We start from the raw sequence: 18,996 nt of genomic DNA on the forward strand, positions 1-18,996 counted from the left end.
GTGGGTTCAGCGCGCCGTGGCCGAGCGCGTCGAGCCGCCCCGCGTCGGGGCGACGCGCTCGGGCGGCACCTCGGGGTGGCCGAGCTTCTCCGCGCGGCTCGCCGCCCAGAAGCGCTCGGCGTCCGCCGCGCTCCAGGCGGACTCGTCGAGGAGCGGCAGGAGCGCGTCGAACAGCGTGCGCGCGCTCTGGAAGCGGTGGCGGGGGTCCTTCGCGAGGCACCGCAGGACGAGGCGGTCGACCGCCCGCGGGACGGCAGGGCCGCGGCGCACCGACGGCGCGGCGGGCGCCTTCGTCATGTGCGCGGCGAAGAGCTGTCCCGACGACGAGCCCTCGAACGGCAGCTCCCCCGTGAGCAGGAAATAGAGCGTGCCCCCGAGCGAGTAGATGTCGCTGCGCGCGTCCGCGCGATCGCCGCGGCACACCTCGGGCGCCATGTACGCTGGCGTGCCGCAGAGCATGCCGCTGTTCGTCAGCTCGGCGTCCCGGCCGCCCTCGACCATCCGCGCGACGCCGAAGTCGAGCAGCTTCAGGAAATCGTGGTCGTCCCCCACGCGGGTGACGAACAGGTTCTGCGGCTTGATGTCCCGGTGGATGATCCCGGCCTCGTGCGCCTCGATGAGCGAGCGGCACGCTTGCAAGGCGAAGCGCAGGGCGCGCGCCACGGGCATGGGGCCGTAGCTGCGCACGATCGCCGCGAGATCGGCCCCGCGCAGGCGCTCCATCGCGATGTAGTAAATGCCGTCGTCGCTCGCGCCGAAGTCGAAGATCCGGATCGTGTGCGGATCGCTCAGCTTGCTGGCCGCGTGCGCCTCCTGCTCGAAGCGCCTCAGCACCGCCGCGTCGGGCGCGTCGCGCGTCCTGAGGAGCTTGAGGGCGACGTCGCGCTGGAGCGTCTCGTCCCAGGCGAGCCAGACCTCGCTCATCCCCCCTTTGCCGATCGGCGCCTCGAGCCGGTACCTGCCCAGCTTGCGCGCCTGATAGACCTGCTGCTGCGCGGCCCACACGACGTGGCTCGACAGCGCCCCGATCACCCCGGAGGCCGGCACGAAGATGTAGTGGCTCGCGGCCGTGAGCAGCGTCGTCGGGTCGAGCCACGACGCGAGGATCGACGGCGAGAAGAGGGCGGCGATGCCCATCGTCGCCGGAAAGGCGAGGAACATGGGCGCGGAGGCGACGAGCGCCTTGCCGAACGGCGCCGGCACGAGCGCCGTCCGGAGCAGCACGACGATGGAGAGCCCGTGCATGTACGCGCTCGTGAGGCCGCCGAAATCGAGCGCCATCAGCGAGATGAAGATGGCGGCGGAGAGGAACGCAGCGTCGTACCCGAGGAGCACGACGCGCCCGGAGACCGTCGGGCGCCCCGCGAGCCGGTACACAGTGAAGGCGAGCGCCTGCTCCACCACGCGCAGGACGATGCAGCGCCACACCGGCGCCGCGGGGTACAGCACGGTCGCCATGAAGACGTCGACGAGCGTGAACGCCGGCCAGATCCAGAGCGCGACCCGGAAAGCGCGGCGGACGGCGCGGCGGACGCTCTCCGTGTCGTGGGCCGCCAGCACGCTGCGCCGCCCGCCGATCGCGCGGCTCTCGCGCTCTCTGAGCATGCGCGCCGACGCCGAGCGCTCAGCGTGGAGAGCATCTCTGACCAGCGCGCGCTTCATGGCACTCTCGAGGGTCGCCAGTGCCGTGACGAACGTCAAGCGAGCGTTGAGGCCTTTCGCGCCGGCCGGTTTCCTCGGTCACGACGCCGGGCCGCGCCGGTGGCCGGCTCCCACCACCCAGGCTGGTCTACCGACACGGCCCCTCGCCGCCCCACCTGCCGTGTTCGTACGCCGCGCAACCACCTCCACGAGATCACGAGTCCTCGCCGCGGGGCGGCGCGACGCGAGAGCACGCCTCTCGGGACGACGCCTCGGCCCGCCGCGCCCGATCCAGCGGCGCGTCCGCCCCGGCGCCGCCGGATCGGGCGCGGCGGGCGCGGCGCGCGACAGGCCGCGGGCGCAGCGCGCGACAGGCCGCGGCGGTCACCCTGGTCAACGGGCCGGATCCATGCTTGAAAGCTCGCCACCGTGCCCCTCTCGCCCGAAAGCTTCCGCCGGCTGTTCGCAAGCCGCCCCGTCGTCCTCGCGCCGATGGAGGACGTGACCGACGCCGTGTTCCGCCGCGTCTGCCGCGAGCTCGGCGCCGAGCTCTGCGTGACGGAGTTCGTCAACGTCGAGGGCCTGCTGCGCGGGTGCAAGACAGCGCGGCGCAAGCTCGCCCTGGCCGAGGACGATCAGCCGACCGCGATCCAGATCTACGGCGCCAACCCGGAGCGCCTCGCCGAGGCCGCCCGCGTCGCCGAGCAGGCGGGGCCGGCGTTCCTCGACATCAACTGCGGCTGCTGGGTGCCGAAGATCGCCGGCCGCGGCGCGGGCGCGGGCTGGCTGCGCGATCCCGAGGCCATGGTGGCGATGGCCCGCCTCGTGGTGCGCACGGTCGCGCTCCCGGTCACGGTGAAGACGCGCATCGGCTGGGGGCCCGAGTCCCACATGCCGATCGTCGACCTCGCGCGTCGCCTCGAGGACGCCGGCGTCGCCGCGCTCACGATCCACTGCCGCACGGCCCAGATGGGGCACAGCGGCGCGGCGGACTGGACCTGGGCCGCCCGCGCCCGCGAGGTCGTGTCCATCCCCGTCGTCGTGAACGGCGACATCAAGACCGCCGACGACGCCGCCCGCGCCCTCGACGCGACGGGCTGCGCCGGCGTGATGGTCGGCCGCGCCGCGATCGACCACCCCTGGATCTTCCGCGAGGCCCGGGCCCTGCTCGACCACGGCGCGCGGCTCCCGGGGCCGACCGTCGAGGAGCGCCTCGCCCTCTGCCGCGCGCACCTCATCGCGAACACCGAGGCGCGCGGCGAGCCGCACGGCGTGCGCGTGACCCGCCGCCACCTGACCGGCTACCTGCGCGGCCTCCCCGGCGCGTCCGCCCTGCGGCGCGAGCTGCTCTTCTGCGACAGCCTGGCGGGCTGCCTCGACATCCTCGACAGCGCCGCGCAGAAGCTCGCGGCCTGACGCCGCCTACATCCCCACGGGCGTCGCGTCGTCGACAGGGGCGGGATCGCCGTTCTGCCGCTCGGCGCCCGGCGGCGCGCCCATGGGATCGTGCGGCAGGCTCCCGCGGTGCGAGCGGAGCAGCACGTGGGGCGACGCCAGGAGGAAGTTGGACACGCGGGACGTATAGATGTCCGCCGAGCGCTCGATCTGACGTGCCAGGTGGCTCTTGTCGTTGCCCGTGCGCAGGAGCAGCCCCCAGCGCGGGTTCAGCGTCTCGGCCGACGCCTTCGCGAGCGGGGCGATCCGCGCGTCGAGCGCCGCGAGGCTCACCTTGAGCTCGTTCATCTTCGCCTGGACCTCGACCTCCGTCGCCCCGACCACCGGCCCGTAGCCGGCGCGCATCCGCTGGAGCTCGAGGCGCAGCCGGGCGTAGACGCGCTCCATGTCCTCCTTCTCGCGCATCCAGAGGTCCAGGCGCGCCTCGGCCCCGCGCGCCTCCTCGATCGCGAGGATCTCGTCCTCGAGCTCCCGGATGATCAGCGCCGTGCGCCACCGCAGCGCGCTCTTCGACACGTGCACATCTCCATAGATGTGATCGCCGATATAGAGGATCTCGTCGCCGGACAGCCGCAGGTGGTGCTCGACGAGCCCCGCGTTGCCGCCGAGGTAGTGCCCGCCCTCGCGCAGCCTGCCGGCCGGGCGCAGCAGGCCGTCCTCCGTGACCACCTCGAAGAGCGGGCTGCGGCTCGCGAAGAACTCCGGCTTCCGCGCCGAGACGATCACCACGTCGAACAGGTCGCGCCACGTCATGCCGTCCGGCAGGAAGCGATCGAACGCGTAGCTCATCATCGCGCGCGTGTAGACCCACTCCGAGTTCGTGATCAGGACGAGCTTCTTGCCCGCCTCTTTCTGGTCGAGCAGCGTGAGCGGGGTCTCCGGATCGAGCAGCACGAACCGGTCCGGATCCGCGATGATCTCGGCCTTGAGCTGCCCCTCCATGTGCGTCGCGTCGAGCCGGTCCTTCACGCGACCATAGAGGCCGCTGTAGCCGAGCACCTCGGGCAGGCGGCGCTGGTCGAGCAGATCGACGAGCTTCGCGTACATGCACCCTTCCGACAGCGAGAACAGCGTGTTCAGGAACACGTAGCGCCCGTCCGAGAGGTCGACGATCGTCCGCGCGTAGGTCGCGCGCTGGGTCTCGAAGTCGATCGGCTTCGTGCCGTGATAGGCCCGCTTCACGTAGCCAAACCGGTTCACCTTGAGCAGGTTGCCGAGCTCGGTGTCCAGGATGAGCCCCCGTATCACCAGATCCGGCTCGAACGTCAGATCGCCGACCGGCCAGCCCTCGCTCTCCAGGAGGTGCCGGAGGTGCTCATAGGCCCGGCGTTCCCACGCCTCCACCTGGTAGTGGATCAGCGTGTAATCCATGTCGTACCCGATCGCCTTGATCGAGCGGAGATTCAGCGTCCGGTTACAGAAGATCCCCCGCTGCTTGGGCGGCGGAGCGGAGAGGCAATCCAGCTTGTCCATGGTGATGCGCCCGGAGAGCGGTCGTGAGGCATACCAGGGACCCACGGCGTTGCCCACCGGGACCATCGCCGTCACGCGGCCGTCTCCGGATCGCCAGCAAGCGAGTGTCGGGCGGGTGAGCGCGAGCGCTCATCGACGTCCCCGATCGCCCGACAGGGAGCGCCGGTCGCCCCCGCCGCGCGGTCAGCGGCGCCTGAGGCGGCTCTGCGAGCCCTGCCGGCGCTCGGAGCTCGCGGCGGATCGCGAGGTCCTCGCGGCCGGCGCCGCGCGCCGCGCGTCGCTGCGGTCGTCCGCCTCCCATCCGTCCTCGTCGTCGTCCTCGTCGTCCTCGTCATCGAAGAGGTCGTCGTCGTCCTCGTCGTCGTCCTCGTCGCGCGCCTCGGCTCGGCGCACCTCGAGCCCGAGCATCGTGAGCGCCTGCTCCAGCGTCAGCGCCGTCCTCACCGCCTCGAGCTCGACCCCCATGGCCTGGAGCGTCATCGCGATCTCGGGGCTCAGCCCGGACAGGATGGTCGGCGTGCCCATGAGCCGCGCGGCGGAGGCGAGGTTCGAGAGCACGGCGCACAGGTGGCTATCCATGATCCAGACGGCCGTTAGATCGATGACCAGCCCCTTCGCCCCGCTCTCGTGGATCGCCCTCAGCACCTCGGTGTTGAGCTGCTCCGCGAGGTCGTCGGTCACGTCCCCCTGGATGGGCACCAGGATCCGGTCCCACAGGTTGATGATCGGAAGGCGCTTGAGCTCCATGGTCATCCTAAGGTTCGATGTCGGCGATCAAGACCGTTGAATCGTCGTGCGAGCGCCGGTGTCGGTTCATGAGGGTGCGGCAGACCTCCGCGGCCTTCACTCCACGAAACAGCGAGAGATCGAAGCGGGGCGAGACGCCATCGGAGACGAGGGCGAGCCGGTCGCCCGGCGCGAGCTGCGCGTCGAAGATGCGGATCTTCCCCAGCGAGCCGCCGAGGATGCCCGGGCTCTGGAGCCACTGCACGCGCGTGCCGTGGGACAGGAGCTCGACGTTGCCGACGCCGCAGCCCTGGAGCCGCCCCTCCCGGAAGCGGCAGATCATCCCGGCGGCGCCGCGGGTCCCGCGGAGCCGGGCGTGGAGTCGATCGATGACGGCGCGGAAGTCCTCGCCCTGTGGCGACTCGGCGAGCGCCTCGAGCGCGACGCGCGCCGCGGCCGCCGCGTGCTCGCCGTGGCCCAGGGCGTCGATCACCGCGAAGAGACACCCGTCCTCCCCGGCGCGCACGAAGGCGGCGTCGCCGCTGACCCGCTCCCCGTCCTTGGGCAGGATGGCGTACTCCACGGCGACCTTCACAGGTAGACCTCGATTTCCACCCGCGTGCCCTTCGGTCCCGAGTCGATCTGGAAGCGATCGGCCAGCCGCTTGACGCCGATGAGGCCGCGGCCCATCCCGGTCTTGCTCTTGTAGCGCCCGGCGAGGATCTCCTGCAGGTTCTGGATGCCGTTGCCCTCGTCCACAGCGACGATGACGAAGCGGACCGGGCTGTCGCGCTGGACGGCGATCTCGATCGTCCCGCCAGGGGTATAGTGGACGATGTTCCGGGCGAGCTCGCTGACGATGGTGGCGACCTTGTGCGAGGTGAAGCTCTTTGCGCCGGCGGCGTCGCAAACGGCCTTGGCGTTGAGGCGCGCCTCGCTGATGTCGGCCTCCATGTGGATGGCCATGATCTTGGAGCGCCGCGACGGCCGATCGCCGCCCATCGCCGCGATCTCCGACTTGAGCCGCCCGAGCCGCCCCGGATCGACATAGAGGCGGGCCCGGCGCTCGATGCTCGGAATGATGTCGGGGAGATCCTCGAGCGAGAACTTCTCCGGCTGGATCTCCGCCTCGCGCATGGCCCGCAGCAGGACTCCCTCCGCATTCATCGCCGAGAGATAGCCGAGCAGGACGTTCAGAATCTGTTCGTGCGCGGGAGTCATCCGGGAAGAGCCTGGAAGGGCAGGTTACCGGGGCCCCGCCCCCGCGTCGAGTACGCGGCGACGGTGACGCCGGGTCCGGCAGCCGACCCGCTGGACATGCCTGTGCCCGCTCGGGTGTAGGTCGCGCGGCCCGCTCGTCGCTTGCCCGACGCGATGCACCTCCGGCGCTGCGCGCTTCCGACGCTGCGCGCTGCGACCGCTCCAGCGCCGGACACGGGCCGACCGGCCGCAGCCTCCGTCGCGCGCAGCATCAGGCAACGCTCATGCCCGGATCGCAGGCACGTCGGTGTCGCTCAGGTCGGGTAGTACGAGGCCTGACCCTGGCGCAGCTCCTCGGTGATCTTGTTCTCCTCGAGGAGCTTCTTGATCGGCTCCTGGAGGTCGGCTGCGGGGGTCCCCATCGCCAGCGCAAGGTCGTCGATCCCCTGCCCCGGCTCGATCTCCACATGGGCGAGCAGCGCCTCGGCGATCTCGTTCTCGGGGATCCCGGACGGCGCGTTCTCCGGGCTGGTCGCGTTCACCGGGCCCGCTTGCTCGGCCCGCTTCTCGCCGGCCGAGACGGCGGGCGTCCGGGGGCTCGCGGCGCCGGCGGCGCGACGACCCTTCGCCGGCGCGACCGCCGGGCGGGCGGCGCTTTTCGCCTTCCGCGCCGGGGCCGCCTTCTTGCGCGAGGGGGCTGCGGCGGCGCGCGCCGGGGCCTTGCGCGAAGGCGCGCTGCGGGCCGGCGCAGCCGGGCGGACCTTCGCCGGCGCGGGCGCGCGTTCGGCCTTGCGGCCCGGCTTGGGGGGAGTCGCGGCGGGCCCGGTCGATATCCCTGCGGCCTTGATGTCGACTTCCAGGTACTGCGCGGCGTTCTGGATGACGGCCTTGCGGGCCAGCGCTCTCATGCCCTCCAGGAACGCGGCCACCAAAGCGCGAATCTCATTCTCGATCTCGACATCGGATATCACGCAGCCGCCGTCTCATGAATCCCTCGGAATGTCAACGTCTTCGACGCGCAGAAGCGCGCATTGGCCGGAGAAACCCGGACATTTCACGCGCCGGTCGACGCCCGCGACCTCCGCGCTCGAGGCCTCGCGGAGCGACGCGCGTCCGGTGTGAATTTGCCGCTCTACCAAATGAAATGCTGGCAGGATCTGAAGCTCATCGACAAATCATCTCGGGGCGCGGCGGGTACGCCTGGCGTCCGCGCGCCTGGCAGAGGTTGATTTGCCGCTGGTACCGGCCGTCCCGGGGGTCCTGTGGTGCTCAAGCCGCCTTGACCGCGCGGAGCGGCGCGCGGCGCAGCGGGCGGAGCGGCGCCGCCGCGAACGCCGCGCCGAGGGCAAGCCCGCGGAGCGTCAGCCGCATCCGGAGGGCGTCGAGGTAGCCCTCGCGGTGCAGGGCGGTGATCGCCTGGCGGACGTCGGTCCGCCGCACCTGAAGCGCCGTGGTCAATGTTTCGAGGGTCACTGATTTGCCCTCGCTCTGGAGGGCAGCCAGTGTCCGGAGAAGATGCGGAGCGAGGTCCTTGTTCGTCATGGCACCGACCTTAGTTCAGTAGCTGAACTACCGTACAGTTTGTGGCGGCGATTTCTTCGGGCCGCCCGCCGCCGCGCCCGAGGCGCGCCGAAAGCGGGCGTCGTCTGTGGTACGTCCCGCTCGTGCGCGCCGACGCCTCGCCTCCTCAAGCCGTGATCCTCGCCGGCGGGCTCGGCACCCGGATGCGCCCGCGGACGGAGCGCACGCCGAAGTTCCTCCTCCCCGTGGCCGGCAGGCCGTTCGGGGCGTGGCTCCTCGATCGGCTCGCCGCCGCGGGCTTCGGCGAGGTAGTTCTCTGTGTGGGTCACCTCGGCGACGCCATCCGGGCGGCCATGGGCGACCGGTTCGCGGGGCTGCCGCTCCGTTACACCGATGACGGCCCCGCGCTCCTGGGCACGGCCGGCGCGCTGCGCCGCGCGCTGCCCCACCTGGCCCCTGTGTTCCTCATGACCTACGGCGACTCCTACCTCCCCTTCGACTATCTGGCGCCGCTCAGGGACCTCTGCGCGCACCCCGACGCGCTCGGCACGATGGCCGTGTACCGGAACGAGGGCCGGTTCGACGCGTCGAACACAGCTGTCTCGGGCGATCGGGTGGCGCGCTACGAGAAGCGGCGACCGGGCGCCCCGCCGGACCCCGCCCTCGACCACATCGACTACGGCGCCACCGCGCTCCGCCGCGAGGTCATCGAGGCGCTGCCGACGGGCGCGCCGCTCGGCTTCGATGCGGTGCAGCGCGACCTCGCCGCGCGCGGCCGCCTGCGAGCGCTCGCCGCCGCGGAGCGCTTCCACGAGATCGGCTCCGCGCAGGGCCTGCGCGACCTCGAGGCCGCCCTCGGGGGCGCCGAGGAGGAGCAGGGATGATCGTCTCTCGCGCCCCGGTCCGCTTCTCGCTCGGCGGCGGCGGGACCGATCTGCCGGCCTACTCCGACCGCTTCGGCGGCTATCTCGTGTCGGCCGCCATCGACAAGTACATCTACGTCACCGCCAACAAGCGCTTCCACCGCGACATCCGCCTCGCCTACTCCAAGACCGAAATCGTCCCCTCGGTCGACAGGATCGAGCACCCCATCTTCCGGGAGGCGCTCCGGATGACGGGAATCGAGCACTCGATCGAGCTCACGAGCGTCGCGGATCTGCCCGCGAACTCGGGCCTGGGCTCGTCGAGCTCGTTCACTGTCGCGCTCCTCAACGCCCTGCACACGTACAGGCGCGACTTCGTCTCGTCCGAGCAGCTCGCCCGCGAGGCGTGCGCCATCGAGATCGAGCGCCTCGGCGAGCCGATCGGCAAGCAGGATCAGTACATCGCCGCCTACGGCAACCTCACCGCGTTCACGTTCTCCCCGGACGGCTCGGTCCACGTCGAGCCCCTCCCGGTCCGCGACGAGGTGCTGGACGAGCTCGAGAGCAACCTGCTCATCGTGTGGAGCGGCATCGAGCGGCCGGCCAGGGTCGTGCTCTCGGAGCAGGGGCGGCGGCTGCACGACCTCGAGCCCGACGTTGTCGAGCGGATGCACCGCATCAAGGAGATCGGCCGCGACGTGCACCGCATCCTCGTCACGGGCCGGATCGACGACTACGGAGAGCTCCTGCACGCCCACTGGACGCAGAAGCGTAAGCTCGCCTCCAAGATGACCGACGATGTCCTCGACGAGATCTACGAGCTCGCGCGGGGCGCGGGCGCGCTCGGCGGCAAGCTGATGGGCGCCGGGGGCGGCGGCTTCTTCATGTTCTACGTGCGCCCGACGGAGAAGCGCCGGGTGCTGGAGGCGCTCGCCGCGCGGGGCCTGCGCGTGCTGCGGTTCCGCTTCGATCTCGACGGCGCGCGCATCGTCGCGAACCTGCACCGGTCGTGAGCGGGCGCGGCGGTGCGCCGCGCGCTGGGCATTTTTGCGGGACTCTGGCTATAGATCGACCATGCCGCAGCGCACGCACGACTTCGTGGAAAAGTACCTTCGCGAGACGGCCGAGATCGCCCTCGCGACGAGCCCTGACGACATGGCTCGGGTCATCGAGATCCTCTTCGAGGCGTACCGGAACGATCGCACCATCTACACGTGCGGCAACGGCGGCTCCGCCGCCAACGCGAGCCACCTCGCGTGCGATATCGCCAAGTTCACGTGGGTCGAAGGCAAGCGTCGCTTCAAGTGCACATCGCTCTGCGACAACGCCGCCCTCCTCAGCGCCCTCACCAACGACGTCGGCTTCAACCGCATCTTCCTCGAGCAGCTCGACGGCCGCCTCGTCGCGGGCGACGTCCTCGTGTGCCTGAGCGTGCACGGCGGCTCGGGCGCCGACCGCGCCGGCCCCTGGTCGCAGAACCTCGTGGCCGCCGCGGATTTCGCGAAGCGGTCCGGCGCCAAGGTGGTCGCGCTCGTCGGCTACGACGGCGGCGCCCTGCGCCAGATGGCCGACGCCAGCGTTGTCGTGCCGAGGACGCGGGCCGGCTACACGTCGACGCCGCACGTGGAGGGCTTCCACGAGGTCTACCACCACCTGATCTGCGAGCGGCTCCTGCAGCTCGTGGCCGAGAGCTGAGCGCCGCGTGGCGAGGCGCGGGATCGTGCTCGACCGCGACGGCACCCTCATCGACGTGGTGCGCGATCCCGAGCTCGGCGTTGTCGTGACGGCGTTTCACCCGGACCAGATCCGCGTCCTGCCCGGCGTGATCGAGGGCCTGCGGCGCCTGTCCGACGCGGGGTTCCTGCTCGCGATCGCGACCAACCAGCCCGGCGCCGCGAAGGGGCAGGTCCCCTGGGCGGCGATCGAGCGCACGAACCGCGCGCTCGTCGACGGGCTGCGCGAGGCGGGCGTCGCTATCGCGGCGCTCGCGGCGTGCCCGCATCACCCCGAGGGCGGCCCGGGCGGCGATCCCGCGCTGATCGGCCCCTGCGCGTGCAGGAAGCCGATGCCGGGCATGCTCACGTCGATCGCGCGCGATCTCGATCTCGACGTCGCGGCGAGCTGGATGATCGGCGACGCGCCGAGCGACGTGGCGGCCGCGCGCGCCGCGGGCATGCGGGCGGGGCTGCTCCTCGATCGACGCCGCTGCGAGCTGTGCCCGCTCCGGGGCGAGGCCGATCTCCCCTGCCCCGATCGCGCCGCGCCGCGCCTCGACCTCCTGGCCGCGGAGATCCTCGCCGCGCCGATCGGCTAGCTACTTCGACGCGAGCGGGCCCACGAGCTCGGCGACGCGCCTCGACAGCGGGGGCTGGTTGTCGCTGCGCTTCGAGAGCGGGACGCCCTCGGGCGAGAGGCGCAGGCACGGCTCCGCGACGAACATGGCGAACGAGACGTACTCGTACAGCCGCTGCGAGAGCGTCGCCTCGGCCGGCTCGGGCCCGACGATGAGCGCCGCGTTCTCGACGAGCCGCACGGGATCGAAAGTCCCGTCCGCGGCCGGCCCCGCCCCGCGGAAGAGCGCGTCGTAGATCCCCGCGCCCGCGACGAACGCGGCGAGCTGCCACCGCACCTCGTCGCCCCGCTGGGCCGCGTCGACGGCGGCGTGGATCGACGCGATCGCCTCGTTGAAGAGCGCGATGCCGGCCGCGGCGCCCGTCGGCCCCGGCGCGCGCACCACGATCCGGCCGGACTGCGCGAGCTGGAAGAGCGCCCGCGTCGCCTCGAACTCCCCCTGCCCGAGCGCGCGCGCCACGTCCGCGACCGAGCGCTGGCCGTCGACCGCGTCGTACACAGCGCGGAGCTCCGGGGGCGGCGCGCCGCGGTCCGGTACGCGCGCGGGCACGTGCTGGTCCGACGGGATCCGCTCGCGGAAGTAGCGCATCTCGTCCATGCGGCGCACCGCCTCCAGGAGCAGCGCGTGCACGGGGAGGTTCTGGCGGCGCGCGAGCTGCTCCTCGTCGAAGCCCGCGAGGAAGTAGAACATCCCCTCCCCCGCGAGGAGCACCCGGTAGGCGATCTCCTCCGCCTGGGCGCTGAGGAGCTGGTACAGCCGCTCGCGCGACACGAAGCCGAGCTTCACCGCCACCTCCCCGAAGCGCGCGTCCGGCGCGGCGGCGGCGAGCGTCGCGTCGACCTGCTCGCGGGAGAGCGCGCCATAACGGTAGAGCACCTCGCCGATGCGGTCGCCCTCGACGCTGGAGCGCGCGGCGACCGCGTTGCCGGGCTCGAAGAACAGCGACCGGCTCGCAGCGCCGTCGATCACGACGAGCTCGCCGCGCCACCCTGCCTGCCCGATGAGGGACACGACGTCGCACAGCGCGCCCGGCCCCGTGATCTGCCCGGCGAGCCGGAGGGCCGCGCCGGCCCCCGCGTCGCGCGGCGCCTCATCGCGCGGCGCCTCGTTGCCCACGTGGCGCATCACGACGAGGTGGTCCGGCGACGGCAGGAGCTGGAACACCCCCTGCCGCGCGCGCAGGCGCTTGCTCGCGTCCAGGTCGACGGGGTGAACCGTGCCGGTCGCGTCGACGCGCACGAGGGAATGGTGCTCTTCCGTCATCGTCGCGATTTCTAACCCACCGCCCGGAGGGCGGCCACGACGGGCCGCTGGCGCGCCATGTCATCGGGCTGCCGCGCGGGGCGTGCTACCGTCCCGCCGTGACGCTCCCTCCGGATCACGACGGCGGCGCGCCCGCCGCGCGCGGCGCCCGCGACGACACCCCGGCCTCGGCGGACGAGCTCGACGCGCGCCTCGCGGCGGCCCGCTACATCTCCGATCCGGCGACGTCGCTCGCGCTATGGCTCGCCCTGCGGATGCACCGGCCGCTCCTGCTCGAGGGGCCGGCGGGCGTCGGCAAGACCGACCTCGCCCGCGCCGCGGCCGAGGCGCTCGGCCGCAAGGTCATCCGGCTCCAGTGCTACGAGGGGCTCGACGAGGCGAAGGCGCTGTACGAGTGGGACTACGCGAAGCAGATGCTCTACACGCAGCTTCTGCGCGACGCCGTCGCGAAGGAGATCGCCGGCGCGGCGAGCCTCTCCGAGGCCGCGCGCGCCATCGCGGGGAGCGAGGCGTCGTTCTTCAGCGAGCACTTTCTGATCGCGCGCCCGCTCCTCGCGGCGCTGCGGAGCGCCGCGCCTGTCGTCCTCCTCATCGACGAGGTCGACCGCGCCGATCCGGAGTTCGAGGCGTTCCTGCTCGAGGTGCTCTCGGAGATGCAGGTCACGATCCCCGAGCTCGGCACGGTCCGCGCCGCGCACCCGCCGCTCGTCCTGCTCACGACGAACGCGACCCGCGAGATGACCGAGGCGCTGCGCCGCCGCTGCCTGCACGCGTTCCTGGACTACCCGCCGCCGTCGCGCGAGGTGGCGATCCTGAAGATCGCGCTCCCCGGCATCGAGCCCCGCCTCGCCGCGCAGATCGTGGCGTTCGTCGGCGCCCTGCGGGCCATGGACCTGCGGAAATCCCCCGCCATCAGCGAGACGATCGACTGGGCCCGCGCGCTGCTCCTGCTCGGCAAGCGCGCGATCACCCCGGAGGTCGCCCGCGACACGCTCGGCGTCCTGCTCAAGCACCAGGGCGATCGCGGCGACGCGGAGGCCAAGCTCGGCGCCCTCGCGCGGGCCGCCGAGCAGGCGGGCGCGGGCGAGCCGGCTACCTGAGCTCGGCCACCTTCTCGCCGAACAGCTTCTCGAGCCGCCCGAGCATGGCGTCGTTCGGCTCGACGCGGAGATCGCGCCCCAACGACAGCACCGCCTCCGCCCCGTCGTCGAGCTGGATCACGAGCTGCACCGGGCACACGCCCGGGCTCGCCCGCAGGAGCGCCCCGAGCCTGTCGATGTGCTCGCGCCTGGCGATGCGCGACTTCAGCGTGATCGCCACGCTCCGGGTCTGCGCGAGGATCGCGTCGGACAGCGGCTGCACCTCGTCGAGCAGGAGGGTCGGCTCGCGCGGCGCGGACTCGGCCTCCTCGGCGCCCTCCTCCACCATCGGGAAGCTGACCTTCCCCGAGATCAGGACCGGCTCGCCCCGGTTCAGGAGCTCGCCGAAGGCCTCGATCTGCTTCTCGCGCACCTTGACCTCGACCCGGCCCGACGTGTCCTCGAGCACGAAGAACGCGATCTTGCCGCCGCCTCCCTTGAAGATGCGCTCGCGGTAGCCCTCGACCATCCCGCCGACGCGCACCCTGGACCACGGGTCCATGCTGGCCAGCGCGCTCACCGCTGTCACGTCGAAGCGGTTCATGTCCACGCCGTACCGATCGAGCGGGTGCCCCGAGACGTAGAACCCGAGCGACTGCTTCTCGCGCGAGAGCGTCTCGCGCAGGTCCCAGTCCTCCGCCATCGGGTAGTCGTCGAGCCGCACCTCGTTCTTGGACGCGACCGCCGCGAACAGGCCGATCTGCGCGCTGTTCCGCTCCTTGCTCGCGCTGCGCGAGCGCTCGAGCGCCCGGTCGATCCCGGCGAACGCGCGCGCCCGTGAGATGCCCCGCGCCTGCAGGCTCGCGTCGAACGCGCCGCACTGCACGAGCGCCTCGAACACCCCCTTGTTGACCCGCCGCGGATCGACGCGCTCGGCGAAGTCGAACAGATCCGAGAACGCGCCGCCCGCCTCCCGCGCCTCGAGGACCGCCTCGAGGGCCGACTCGCCGACGCCGCGGATCGCCCCCATCCCGAAGCGGATCTTCGGGTCGTACGGGTCCCGAACCCGCGAGCCGCCGCGCCGCGTGCCGGTCACGCGCTTGCCGTTCGTCCCCGGCTTCGCGCTGTAGACGACGGTGAAGTCCGTCTTGGACTCGTTGATCTCGGGCGGCAGGATCTCGACCCCCCACGCGCGCCCCTCCGCGATGATCCGCACGACCTTCTCGATCTTGTCGCGGTCGGCCGTCATGAGCGCGCACAGGAACTCGACCGGGTAGTGCGCCTTCAGGTAGGCCGTCTGGTACGTGAGCAGCGCGTACGCGGCCGAGTGGCTCTTGTTGAAGCCGTATCCAGCGAAGTACTCGAGGAGCCCGAAGATGCGCTCGGCGTCCTCCGCCTTCACGCCGTTCTTCAGCGAGCCGTCGACGAACGTCGCCTTCTGCTTCGCCATCTCCTCGGGCTTCTTCTTGCCCATGGCGCGCCGGAGCAGGTCGGCGCCGCCGAGCGTGTAGCCCGCGAGCTGCTGCGCGATCTGCATGACCTGCTCCTGGTAGACGATGACGCCGTACGTCGGCTTGAGGAGCTCGTCGACGAGCGGGTGCATCTTCTCGATCGGCTTGCGGCCGTGCTTGCAGTCGACGAAGTCCTTCACCATGCCGGTGCCGAGCGGCCCGGGCCGGTAGAGCGCCACGGCGGCGACGATGTCCTCGAAGGCGTCCGGCTTGAGGTCCTTGAAGAGCTGCTGCATGCCGCTCGACTCGAGCTGGAACACGCCGGTGGTCTCGCCCGACTGGAGGAGCGCGTACGTGGCGGTGTCGTCGAGCGGCACCGTGTTCACGTCGAACCGCGCGCCCTCCTTCGCGGCGATGTCCGGCCGCGCGTTCACGAGCTTGACGGCGATGTCGATGACGGTGAGCGTCTTCAGCCCGAGGAAGTCGAACTTGACGAGGCCGGCCAGCTCGGCGTCGTCCTTGTAGTACTGCGTGACGAGCTGCTCGCCGTTCTTGAAGCACGGGACGTGATCCCAGAGCGGCCCCTCGCTGATCACGACGCCGGCGGCGTGCATGCCGGCGTGCCGCGTCAGGCCCTCGAGCTTCTGCGCCTGCTTCAGGAGCTCCGCGACCGTGGGGTCGCTCTCCTTGAGCGCCTTGAGCTTCGGCTCGATGTCGAGCGCCTCGGGGATCGTGTACATGATCCCCGGGCTCTTCTGCGGGATGAGGCTCGCGATCTTCTGCGCCTCGTTCGCGGGGAACGCCATCGCCCGGGCGACGTCCTTGATCACGCTCCGCGCCTTGAGCTCGTGGAACGTCGCGATCTGCCCGACGGAGGGCTTGTCCGCCTCCTTGCTGTACTTCTTCGTGACGTACGAGATGACCTCGTCGCGCCGGTCCATGCAGAAGTCGACGTCGAAGTCGGGCATGCTGACGCGCTCCGGGTTCAGGAAGCGCTCGAACAGCAGGTTGTACGGGAGCGGATCGAGATCGGTGATCTCCATCGCATAGGCCACGAGCGAGCCCGCGCCCGATCCGCGGCCCGGCCCGACCGGGATGCCGTGATCCTTGGCGTATTTGATGAAGTCCCAGACGATGAGGAAGTAGCCCGGGAAGTCCATCTGCACGATGACGTTCAGCTCGATGTCGAGCCGCGCCCGGTAGACAGCCTCATCCACCTTCCGGCCGGTCCGCGCGATCTGGGCGAGCCGCTTCGTGAGCCCCTCGTGCGCCACGTGCCGGAAGTACGACCCGGTGTCGGCGAACCCGCTCGGCAGCGGGAACGTCGGCAGCATCGGCTTGCCGAGCTTCAGCTTCAGCGCCGAGCACCGCTCGGCGATCTCGAGCGTCGACCGGACCGCCTCCGGGTAGCCGCGGAAGAGGTGCGTCATCTCGTCGGCGGGCTTGAGGAACATCTCGAAGCTGCCGTGGTGCGCGTCGCTCGCCTCCGCGAACGTCCGGTTGGCCGCGATGCAGGACAAGTAGAGCTGCCCCTCGCCGTCCTCGCGCGCGCCGAAGTGCGCGTCGTTCGTGGCGACCAGCGGCAAGCCCAGGTCCCCCGCCGCGCGCGCCAGGATCCCGTTGAGCACCGACTGCTCGACCAGCCCGTGGTCCTGCAGCTCGACATACAGGCTGCCCGGCGCGAAGCAGTCCCTGAGCCGGCTGAGCGCCTCGCGCCCCTCGTCCTCGCCCTGCTCGAGGATCCGCTGGGCGACCACGCCGCCCATGCACCCGGTCAGGCCGATGAGCCCCGCGCTGTGCTGCGCGACCATGTCGAGCCGTACGCTCGGCGCGAGCCCGCTCGCCGGATCGACGTGCCCCTTCGAGACGATGCGGACGAGGTTCTTGTAGCCCTCCTCGGACGTCGCGAGCAGCACGAGGTGATCGACCGGCGTCTCGTCCACGCCCGAGCGCGACACCTGCCCCGCGGACGCGCCCCAGCTCCGCGCGACGTTCACCTCGCAGCCGATGATCGCGCCGATGCCCTGGTCCTTGCAGGCCTTGTAGTGCTGAATCGCCCCGAACATGTTCCCGTGGTCGGTCAGGGCGACGGCCCGCATTCCCAGCGACTTGGCGCGCGCGGCCAGGTCCTTGATGCGCAGCGCGCCGTCGAGGAGCGAGTACTGCGAATGCACGTGGAGGTGGATGAACTCAGCGGTCACAGCAGGCTTCCAGGTGGCTTCTCATGGCGGGGCGAATCGGGAAAGGCCGGTAATCAGGGAACACGAAAGACGGAATTGACAGGTATCTGGGCGACCGACCAGCGCTTGCTTTCGCGCTCACATATAGCGCATTGCGCAGCGGGGATCGCCCTTGATGAGGCGCGCAGGCCGGCGCTAGCATGTGCTCGCGCTTGAGAGCACTTGCCTGATCCGGGGTGGGGTTTCCAGAAAGTGAGGTCGATGATGCGTCATTCCCGTATCGCCGTCGCGGTTTATCTTGCGACGGCGCTCCTGTCTGTTGCCGGGTGCGGCTCCGATCCTGCGGATCCTGTGGAAGACGTCGTCGTCCCCGCCCCCGGTCAGCCTCCTCCGCCTGGACCGGCGCAGCCCGGCGACGGCGAGGGCGTCGCGTTCGGCATCGACCGGCTCTTCCTCGGTGACACCGATCGCGACGGGAAGAAGGCGGCCGGGAGCTGGAAGCAGTACGGCTTCAACCTCGACGGCAAGGTGTCCAGCACCGTATCGCAGGACCTGTGCAGGCCGGCCGACGGCGCCTCCCCCTCCGACGTGTATCCGGACGGCGCCAACGGCATCGACAACTCCTTCGGAAACAAGCTCGTCAGCCTCATCTCCACCTTCCTGGCCGACCCGTCGACCCGGGTCACCGACGCGATCGCCAACGGTGATTTCACGGTGATCTTCAAGCTCGACGGCCTCGGCGACCAGCCGTCGTACAACCCCCTCACGGCGAAGCTCTACGGCGGCGCCACGCTCGGCGCGGCGCCCGTGTGGAACGGGAGCGACAAGTGGCCCGTCGTCCCGGAGCTGCTCGAGGACGCGCAGGACATCGAGAGCGCCAAGGTCGTGTTCCCGGCCAGCTACGTCGTCGACAACACGTGGGTGTCGGGCCCGGAGTCCCAGGTCAGCTTCAAGCTGAACCTGACCTTCTCGGGCACCACGATCGGCCTCACGATCCGCAACGTCCGGATCGCGATGGATCTCGCGCCCGATCACAAGTCGGTTGTCAAAGGCACGATCGCGGGCGTGCTCGAGACGGCCGTCCTCGCCGAAGAGCTGCGCAGCGTGATCGGCGCCGTCCAGCCGGGCGTCTGCGAGGGCTCGGGGATCGAGACGATCCTCGACCAGGTCCGCCGCGCCTCGGACATCCTGAAGGATGGCAGCCAGGATCCGAGCCAGGAGTGCGATGCCATCTCCATCGGCATCGGGTTCACGGCAAAGCAGGTCCAGCTCGGCGAGATCGCGCCCCCTGCCACGACGACCGGCGTGCCGTGTGGGGAAGCGGGCGAAGGCGGGGGCGGTGGAGGCGCGGGCGGCGCGGGCGCGGGCGGTGAAGGCGCAGGCGGTGAGGCCGCGGGCGGCGGAGGTACGGGTGGCGCAGGTGGCGCGGGCGGAAGCGGAGGCTGAGCACGGGCGCGCTCTCGAACCCTTCTCTTGAGCACGACGCTCCGGAGCCCTCGCTCAGGGCTCCGCGGGCCCTTCCCTGGGGCACCCCGCGGGTGCCCTCCGCCATCCCTCCAACCGCCTGTGACGCGCGAGCGGCTCACGCTGCTCGGTCCGTTCCCGTCCTTCGCGGCGCTCGCGCCGTTTGCGACATTCACGTTCGTTCACGTGGTTCGCGAAGATCGTGCTCGCCCATGAGCCATCGCGCGCCCTGCGAGCGTCTCTAGGAACGACCCCGCCCGTCCAGGGTACACGCGCAGCGAGAGCGGCCTCGGCAGCGTCTTTTGCCGGTCCGTCCGCCTGCACGGG

Annotated in this window: 16 protein-coding genes; 7 read left to right on the top strand and 9 right to left on the bottom strand. The window is 71.2% G+C overall.

Going from position 1 to position 18,996, the window contains the following annotated elements; all coding sequences use genetic code 11:
• Positions 1 to 6: 6 nt before the first annotated feature.
• Positions 7 to 1,605, bottom strand: coding sequence for a serine/threonine-protein kinase (locus WMF42_RS18810; RefSeq protein WP_437693409.1), 1,599 nt, complete (start codon positions 1,603 to 1,605; stop codon positions 7 to 9).
• A gap of 465 nt (positions 1,606 to 2,070) precedes the next feature.
• Here WMF42_RS18810 and dusB point away from each other — a divergent pair, with 465 nt between their 5' ends.
• The gene (dusB, locus tag WMF42_RS18815) at positions 2,071 to 3,057 is read left to right on the top strand and encodes a tRNA dihydrouridine synthase DusB (RefSeq protein WP_061607017.1); all 987 of its coding nucleotides are present in this window, start codon (positions 2,071 to 2,073) and stop codon (positions 3,055 to 3,057) included.
• A gap of 6 nt (positions 3,058 to 3,063) precedes the next feature.
• On the opposite strand, the gene WMF42_RS18820 is transcribed toward dusB, so the two are convergent.
• From WMF42_RS18820 to WMF42_RS18845, 6 genes are all read right to left on the bottom strand, one after another.
• Positions 3,064 to 4,569 (bottom strand): HAD-IG family 5'-nucleotidase, encoded by a 1,506-nt coding sequence (locus WMF42_RS18820; protein WP_061607016.1) that lies wholly within the window; start codon positions 4,567 to 4,569, stop codon positions 3,064 to 3,066.
• Between the two features lie 183 nt (positions 4,570 to 4,752).
• A complete protein-coding gene (locus WMF42_RS18825) occupies positions 4,753 to 5,316 on the bottom strand; it encodes an STAS domain-containing protein (RefSeq protein ID WP_233561263.1) in 564 nt (187 codons plus the stop codon).
• Positions 5,317 to 5,323: 7 nt separating this feature from the next.
• The gene (locus WMF42_RS18830) at positions 5,324 to 5,890 is read right to left on the bottom strand and encodes a SpoIIE family protein phosphatase (protein WP_061607014.1); all 567 of its coding nucleotides are present in this window, start codon (positions 5,888 to 5,890) and stop codon (positions 5,324 to 5,326) included.
• Positions 5,887 to 6,462, bottom strand: a complete 576-nt coding sequence (locus WMF42_RS18835) for an ATP-binding protein (RefSeq protein ID WP_233561262.1) — start codon at positions 6,460 to 6,462, stop codon at positions 5,887 to 5,889. The genes WMF42_RS18830 and WMF42_RS18835 overlap by 4 nt, the downstream gene beginning before the upstream one ends.
• Positions 6,463 to 6,809: 347 nt before the next feature.
• Positions 6,810 to 7,424, bottom strand: a complete 615-nt coding sequence (locus WMF42_RS18840) for a hypothetical protein (protein ID WP_199693579.1) — start codon at positions 7,422 to 7,424, stop codon at positions 6,810 to 6,812.
• Positions 7,425 to 7,764: 340 nt separating this feature from the next.
• The gene (locus WMF42_RS18845) at positions 7,765 to 8,037 is read right to left on the bottom strand and encodes a hypothetical protein (protein ID WP_061607011.1); all 273 of its coding nucleotides are present in this window, start codon (positions 8,035 to 8,037) and stop codon (positions 7,765 to 7,767) included.
• A gap of 122 nt (positions 8,038 to 8,159) precedes the next feature.
• On the opposite strand from WMF42_RS18845, the gene WMF42_RS18850 reads away from it, so the two are divergent.
• The 4 genes from WMF42_RS18850 to WMF42_RS18865 all read left to right on the top strand — a co-directional run bounded on the left by WMF42_RS18850 (position 8,160) and on the right by WMF42_RS18865 (position 11,193).
• Entirely contained in the window at positions 8,160 to 8,900 is a 741-nt protein-coding gene (locus tag WMF42_RS18850) for a nucleotidyltransferase family protein (protein ID WP_061607010.1), read from the top strand.
• Complete coding sequence (locus WMF42_RS18855) at positions 8,897 to 9,892, top strand: GHMP family kinase ATP-binding protein (RefSeq protein WP_061607009.1); 996 nt, start codon at positions 8,897 to 8,899, stop codon at positions 9,890 to 9,892. The genes WMF42_RS18850 and WMF42_RS18855 overlap by 4 nt, the downstream gene beginning before the upstream one ends.
• Before the next feature lie 61 nt (positions 9,893 to 9,953).
• The gene (locus WMF42_RS18860) at positions 9,954 to 10,574 is read left to right on the top strand and encodes a D-sedoheptulose-7-phosphate isomerase (protein WP_434048154.1); all 621 of its coding nucleotides are present in this window, start codon (positions 9,954 to 9,956) and stop codon (positions 10,572 to 10,574) included.
• Positions 10,575 to 10,581: 7 nt separating this feature from the next.
• A complete protein-coding gene (locus tag WMF42_RS18865; RefSeq protein ID WP_437693410.1) occupies positions 10,582 to 11,193 on the top strand; it encodes an HAD-IIIA family hydrolase in 612 nt (203 codons plus the stop codon).
• On the opposite strand, the gene WMF42_RS18870 is transcribed toward WMF42_RS18865, so the two are convergent.
• Entirely contained in the window at positions 11,194 to 12,495 is a 1,302-nt protein-coding gene (locus WMF42_RS18870; protein ID WP_061607006.1) for a DUF4388 domain-containing protein, read from the bottom strand.
• Positions 12,496 to 12,593: 98 nt separating this feature from the next.
• On the opposite strand from WMF42_RS18870, the gene WMF42_RS18875 reads away from it, so the two are divergent.
• Entirely contained in the window at positions 12,594 to 13,595 is a 1,002-nt protein-coding gene (locus WMF42_RS18875; protein WP_437693411.1) for an AAA family ATPase, read from the top strand.
• Here the strand turns inward: WMF42_RS18875 and dnaE are convergent.
• Positions 13,588 to 17,226, bottom strand: a complete 3,639-nt coding sequence (gene dnaE, locus WMF42_RS18880; protein ID WP_437693412.1) for a DNA polymerase III subunit alpha — start codon at positions 17,224 to 17,226, stop codon at positions 13,588 to 13,590. The genes WMF42_RS18875 and dnaE overlap by 8 nt on opposite strands.
• 330 nt (positions 17,227 to 17,556) lie before the next feature.
• Between dnaE and WMF42_RS18885 the strand changes: the two genes are divergently transcribed.
• Positions 17,557 to 18,651, top strand: a complete 1,095-nt coding sequence (locus WMF42_RS18885) for a hypothetical protein (RefSeq protein ID WP_233561261.1) — start codon at positions 17,557 to 17,559, stop codon at positions 18,649 to 18,651.
• The last annotated feature ends 345 nt before the right edge of the window (positions 18,652 to 18,996 follow it).

The sequence above is a fragment of the Sorangium sp. So ce176 genome (assembly GCF_051519835.1).
Taxonomy (GTDB): Bacteria; Myxococcota_A; Polyangia; order Polyangiales; family Polyangiaceae; genus Sorangium; species Sorangium cellulosum_G.